At 71.4% G+C, this 5,342-nt stretch carries 7 protein-coding genes and 1 pseudogene; 1 reads left to right on the top strand and 7 read right to left on the bottom strand.

Annotated elements, in window-relative coordinates:
- Positions 1–454: 454 nt before the first annotated feature.
- On the top strand, positions 455–742 hold the full coding sequence (locus AWZ10_RS17890; protein ID WP_046709918.1) for a chaplin: 288 nt from the start codon (positions 455–457) through the stop codon (positions 740–742).
- Positions 743–850: 108 nt separating this feature from the next.
- On the opposite strand, the gene AWZ10_RS17885 is transcribed toward AWZ10_RS17890, so the two are convergent.
- From AWZ10_RS17885 to AWZ10_RS17855, 7 genes and pseudogenes are all read right to left on the bottom strand, one after another.
- On the bottom strand, positions 851–1,717 hold the full coding sequence (locus AWZ10_RS17885; protein WP_060891561.1) for a tyrosinase family protein: 867 nt from the start codon (positions 1,715–1,717) through the stop codon (positions 851–853).
- Positions 1,701–2,159: a tyrosinase family oxidase copper chaperone gene (locus AWZ10_RS17880; protein WP_060891560.1), complete on the bottom strand. Its 459-nt coding sequence runs from the start codon at positions 2,157–2,159 to the stop codon at positions 1,701–1,703. The genes AWZ10_RS17885 and AWZ10_RS17880 overlap by 17 nt, the downstream gene beginning before the upstream one ends.
- Positions 2,160–2,249: 90 nt before the next feature.
- Positions 2,250–2,759 (bottom strand): hypothetical protein, encoded by a 510-nt coding sequence (locus tag AWZ10_RS17875; protein WP_046708538.1) that lies wholly within the window; start codon positions 2,757–2,759, stop codon positions 2,250–2,252.
- 226 nt (positions 2,760–2,985) lie between these two features.
- Complete coding sequence (locus AWZ10_RS17870; protein ID WP_046708539.1) at positions 2,986–3,591, bottom strand: vitamin K epoxide reductase family protein; 606 nt, start codon at positions 3,589–3,591, stop codon at positions 2,986–2,988.
- Positions 3,591–4,088 (bottom strand): DUF5949 family protein, encoded by a 498-nt coding sequence (locus AWZ10_RS17865; protein WP_060891559.1) that lies wholly within the window; start codon positions 4,086–4,088, stop codon positions 3,591–3,593. Before AWZ10_RS17865 ends, AWZ10_RS17870 begins: the two co-directional genes overlap by 1 nt.
- A gap of 194 nt (positions 4,089–4,282) precedes the next feature.
- Positions 4,283–4,573, bottom strand: a complete 291-nt coding sequence (locus tag AWZ10_RS17860) for a hypothetical protein (RefSeq protein ID WP_046708541.1) — start codon at positions 4,571–4,573, stop codon at positions 4,283–4,285.
- Between the two features lie 282 nt (positions 4,574–4,855).
- A pseudogene (locus tag AWZ10_RS17855) lies at positions 4,856–5,342 on the bottom strand (hypothetical protein); the annotation flags it as partial.

Genomic DNA, 5,342 nt, shown 5'->3' with positions numbered 1-5,342 from the left:
CTCCTCCTCCCCCTCCCCCGGCCCCGAGAGCCGTCCGCGACGACTTCGACACGGGAGCCCCGTGAGGCAAGGCCTACGAGGCCGGCGGCCGCAGGGCAAGAGCGGCCCGGAAGATGACGGTCACAGCCCCAACCCGATCGCCCCATCCCCCAGTTGAGCCCCCTCGCCGCCGCTCCGTCCACCACTCGGTCAAGGTCACGACAGCGCCTCCCGCAACGCCGTCGTCGACCGGGAACACCCTGCTCCCCGCCCCGCGCGCGGAGGGCCTCGCGGGCGTAGACGTCGACGCCCGCGCCATCGGCCCTCTCCCGAAGGACGCCGTGCGAGCCGCCCCACGCTCCGTGCGGAAAGGGTGATCCCCCGGCAGACGCCGTGACCCCCGGTGCGCGGGCGCGTTGAACGGGCGTACGGCCGCGAAGAGGGGTCGTGCTCACCGATCAAGAAGGAGAACGTGATGTCTCGCATCGCGAAGGCAGCCGTCGTCACGCTCGGCACGTCCGCTGTCGTGCTCAGCGGCGCCGGCCTGGCCGCGGCGGACGCGGGCGCCGAGGCCAAGGCCGTCGGCTCCCCGGGTGTCCTGTCGGGCAACATCGTGCAGGTCCCCGTCAACGTGCCGGTCAACCTGTGCGGGAACTCGATCAACGTCGTCGGTCTGCTGAACCCGGCCTTCGGCAACGTCTGCGTCAACAAGGGCGGCGACAGCCACAAGGGCAACCACGGCCCGTCCGGCTACGGCCACTGACGGGGCCGACACCCCCGAGCGGCACAGCAGCGACACGGTAGTGACAGGAAGCCCCCGACGGTGTCCCACCGTCGGGGGCTTCCTGTCACCCTCAGAAACCTCCGCCGGTCACGCGTACCGGTACAGGTGACCGATCTCCTCCATGCTGCCCGGAGTCACGTTCCAGGGGGGCATCCGCTGATCGCGCGCGACGATCCGTCCCCGCTGCGAGTCGCCCTTCCCCGGCGGCTTGGCCGGCAGATAGCGCCCGTCCGGGTGACGCCGCTGCCAGCGCGTCCACTGCAGGTCGATGAAGGCGTGGTGCAGCCAGAAGACGGGGTCGTTGACGGAGGCGCCGCCGACCATGTGCCCGCCGACCCACCGGTGCACGCGATTGTGGTTGAGCCACGAGCCGTTGCCGGTTCCCTGCCCCCACCCTTCGAGCCGGTTGCGGAAGCCCCCGCGGGTGACCGAGTTCCAGGGGGACCTGTCGTAGACCGGCTCGGCGAGGGCCGTGTCCAGGTCACGGGCGGTGGGCAGGCCGACGGGGTTGCGCGGGTAGCCGAAGTCCCGGGTGAGGTACTCGACGTCCGTGAGCCCCTCCCTGATGGTCCACCTGCCCGTCCCGTACGCGAAGGGGCCGGTCATCACCCGCAGGTCGGAGCGCCGTCCGTTGCCGCCGAGCAGATCGGCGGTCCACGGCACGGACGTGGCCGAACGGTCCCGGGTCCAGTCCCAGTACGGCACGGTCACCGAGTCGTCGATCCGGCGCAGCGCCTTCTCCAGCTCCAGTACGAACCGGCGGTGCCAGGGCAGGAAGGAAGGCGCCATGTGGGCCGTACGCAGACCTCCGTCGCCGTCCGAGACGTAGTGGTCGATGTGCATCCGCACGAACTCGTCGTACTCGCCGCGCTGTTTGAGCTGCAGCAGCGCGACGACGAACCGCCGCCGCTCCGTGCGTGTGAGCGTGCTGACGTCCTTACGTGTGTAGGCCATGGCCGACCGCTCCCTCCGCCGCGTTCCACACGCGCAGGCGCTGGGTGGCGCCCAGTTCCTCGACGGCGGCGCGGGTCGCCTCCAGGGCCGTCGGGTACGAGCGGTAGTGGTCGATCATGCTCAGGTACGTGCCGTCCGCGCGGCGCATGAGGTGCAGGGTGCGCCCGTCGACGGTGACGTCCCACTCGCCGGGGCCGGGCGTCCGGGCTCCCAGGTAGGCCGCCTGGCCCGTGTCGGACTTGACGCCGCGGATACGGCGGCCCCGGTACGTCTCGTGGAAGTCGGCCTCCTCGGGCCGCGCCGACCGGCGGGGCCACACGGCGGCGACGACGGGGGCCACGGCCAAGGCGACGGCCGACGCGCCCAGGGCGCGCAGCGCGTTGCGGCGCGTTCTGCCGCGACCGGCTTCGGGGTCCACCGTCACTCTGCTGACGAACAACACTCTCTCCTCGTCGTGTTCGATAGCGGTGCCCCCGGACGGCCGGGCCCGGGCTCGTACGGCCCCGGGCCTCGTCTCCGTGTCGCCACGGGCTCAGACGAGCCCGAGGTTCGCGGTCGGCGCCGTCCGCAGCAGCGGGGGGAGGACGGCCACCTGGGGGTCCTTCAGGCTGGGCAGGCCCAGCCCAGCGGGGTCGGGCGCGGTCAGTGGGGTGTCCACGTTCAGCCCGGGGGTCAGGGTCCGCAGGTCGGCGGCGGGGGCGTCGACGCCGACCCGCTCGAAGCCCTCCCCGACGATCCGGGGCAGCGGGGTCTCGGCCTTCAGCCCCGGCAGCGCGGCGCCGAGCGGCATCTGCGGCAGGGCGCTCGCGGGCAGCAGCCGCCCCTCGACGTACTTCGGTCCTCCTTCGGGAGCGCCCGGCATGAGCACCGGCAACTCCCCTCCCAGCTTGGGCGCCTTCACGTTCAGGGAGTGCTCCACCCCTTCGAGCTGCAGGGGGACGGGGACCGTCGCGGCCGCGACGGCGGGAGCGGCGGAGGCGCCCACCGCGGCCGCCACACCGGTGACGACGGCGGCAAGGGTTCCTCGTGTGGTCGGCTTCATCTCGGTACGGTCCCTTTCAGGAATGGGCGGATCCAGGATCGGCGATCGCGGGAATCGGCCGAATCGACGGATTCGGAATCGGCGGTGCGCGAGCCCTGATCCGGGGCTCGGCATCCGTACCGGGTGAACGATCCGGAGATCTCCCTCAGCTCAAGATTCACCCGCCTGCCGCATTAGTCCGAGAGGCCTATTGGTCCATTGCCCCATTGACTTATTGACTCATTGGTCAGCTTGTCCAGAAGTCCCACCAACGGGTCAGGATGAGCATCCCGATCACTCCGAGGTGCACCACCGGAAGCACCCACGTGAATTCACCGAGAAAGCCCCGCAGCCAGGCCGGTGCGGGCAGGAAACCGTTGCGGACGTTGAAAGAGACCAGGTACCAGAAAAGGATGATCGTGGCGATCCACGCCAGACAGCACCACAGGCACAGCGAGTTGATCCGGTACAGAGACTCGAACTGCAGCCAGGTCACGAAGCCGACCCCGAAAAGCGCGCCCGCGCCGAAGGTCAGCCAGTACCAGCGGGGGAAGGCCGCTCCGGCCAGCAGGCTCATGCCGACGCAGATGACGATGCCGTAGGCCACCAGGCCGAGCATCGGGTTGGGGAACCCGAAGGCGGAGGCCTGGTCGCTCTTCATGATGTTGCCGCAGGAGACCACCGGGTTGAGGCTGCACCCGGGGGTGAAGTTCGGGTCCTCCAGCAGCTTGAACTTGTCGAGCGTGATGACCCAGGACGCGAGCAGCCCGGCCGCGCCGGTGATCAGCAGCAGGATCGCGAAGGCACGGCTGCCGCCGGCCGTACGCACCGACCGCTCTGCCGGGGCGGTCATCAGCCGCGCAGGCTGCGGGCCGGCAGGAGGACGTGCGCCGCGCTGGTCAGCGTCTCGGTGTCGCCCGCGAAGGCGGCGAGGGCCTCGGGCTCGACGGGCATGCCGGGCCGGGCCGTGGGCCAGGGGCGGGTCGCGAAGAGCAGGTAGGCGAAGCCCCGTGCGCCGACGGCGGCGAGCCACTCCGGCGGGGCCGGGCACTGGGCGTTGAGCTGGGGCAGAGTGATGACGGCCTGGCCCGCCTCGACGAGCAGGGTGACCGGCAGGCTGGGGTTGGCGGCGCCGTCGACGACCTTCTCGCCGATGGACAGACCGAGGCTCGTCAGCAGATCCGCCACGGCGGCCGTGGAGCCCTCCGGGCCGTTTTGGCCGTCGCCCAGGGTGTAGGCCAGCAGATAGGGCATGTCCCCGTCGGGGGCTTCACCGCTCCACGCCATGACGACGAGCGTGCCGAGGTCGGCTGGGTGGAAAGGACGGGTTTCAGCGGAAGTTGAAGTCACCGCGGAACCCTATCCACGCCCGCCAAACGACTCAGCCGCGTTTTCACCCGACCGGGCGACACACCACGACCGACCACACGAACGAGGGACACGCCTCGAACAACGTGGAATTCACCCGTCGGAGGGGCCGAGGAACGCGTAGGGCCGGTTCCGCATCTTCGCGGAACCGGCTCTGCGGGGCTGCGGCGGGACCCTCAGCCCTGGAGGGGCAGACCTCCGAGGAGCTTGCTGGGGCCGCCGGGAGAGTTGAGTGCCTTGGTCGCACCGCTCACCGTGTGGAGCACGGAGCCCTTGCTCTCCGTGTCGAGCGCGTTCGACTGGTGCTGCAGCGGCGCAGGCTCGATGGGCCCCTTGAAGAGCGTGTTCACCGCGCCGTTGAGGCTGGTGGGCGTGACGTCCGTGGCGTCGTAGGCAAAGGCCGGTGCGGCGGCACCAGCGATGGCCATGGACCCTGCGACGACAGCGGCGGCCTTCAGCGACTTCATCGTGTTCCTCTCCTCGGTACTGGAAGCACTGCGCCGTGTCCAACGAGCCCTCGCTCCGACGGAAACCCCGTACCGGACAGGTCATATCTGAGGCGGAACAACAGGTCATACGAAACAGCCGTCGGACCGACCCGGACGGCGGTCGGTCCGACGGCCGGCGGAGAGCGCCGGACTCGCCTCAGCCGGTTCACCTCGGTCGGCTCACTTCAGCCGGTTCACCGCGGTCGGTTCACCGCGGTCGGCTCACCGCGGTCGGTTCACCTCAGCCGGTTCACCGCGGCCTCACCCCACGGGCGGTGCCTGCGGCAGCGCGTCCGTGGGAGGCGTCACCGCCGGGTCCGTCGGCGTCTGCACCGGCGGCAGGGCGGCCGGGGCGGGCAGGCCGCTGCCCAGGAGGGTGGCCGCGATGAGCTCGACCAGGCTGTTCACCACGCCGGTGACGGCGGGCAGCACCTGGGCGGAATCGCCGGAGGCGACCGCCTTGAGCAGGGTGTCGACCGCTGCCTGCAGGGCGGTGAGCGCGTCGGTCACCGGGTCCGCCGCGGTTTTGCCGGCCGGCTGCGCGAGACCACGGTCGAACGCCGGCAGCGTGACGGCCTGCTGCGGAGCGGCCGGGTCCGACGGCACCACCGGGGCCGACGGCACCACCGGGGCTCCCGGGACCGTGGGCGTGGTCGCGGAGGGCGGGGTGCTGGGCACGGCGGGCGCGGCCGGGTCGGCCGGAAGGGCGACCGGCGGGACGACCGGCGGGGTCACCGGTGCCTCCGCC

The organism is Streptomyces europaeiscabiei, from assembly GCF_001550375.1.
Classification (GTDB): domain Bacteria; phylum Actinomycetota; class Actinomycetes; order Streptomycetales; family Streptomycetaceae; genus Streptomyces; species Streptomyces europaeiscabiei.
This window is presented reverse-complemented; position numbering and strand designations above follow the sequence as displayed.